We start from the raw sequence: 250 nt of genomic DNA, 5'->3' as shown, positions 1-250 counted from the left end.
GTGGTCGGCGCGCTCAGCCTGCGCACGCGCGGCGTGTACTTCATCATGGTCACGCTGGCCTTCGCGCAGATGGCCTACTTCATCTTCCACGACACCAAGTTCGGCGGCGGCAGCGACGGCATCTACATGTACGTGCGGCCGAGCCTCGGCGCGCTCGACATGGAGAACCGCCGCGTGCAGTTCTATGCGGTGCTGGCGGCGCTGGTCGGCACCTACGGCCTGCTCGCGCTCATCCGCCGCTCGCGCTTCG

1 pseudogene is annotated in these 250 nt (G+C 68.0%); it reads left to right on the top strand.

The features are described from left to right. Window positions 1-250, top strand: a pseudogene (locus tag CVH10_RS22900) (branched-chain amino acid ABC transporter permease); the annotation flags it as partial.

It is taken from the genome of Halomonas sp. ND22Bw, from assembly GCF_003011945.1.
GTDB classification, from domain to species: domain Bacteria; phylum Pseudomonadota; class Gammaproteobacteria; order Pseudomonadales; family Halomonadaceae; genus Halomonas; species Halomonas halophila.
The sequence above is the reverse complement of the archived record's forward strand: the minus strand, read 5'-3'. Positions and strand labels throughout refer to the sequence as shown.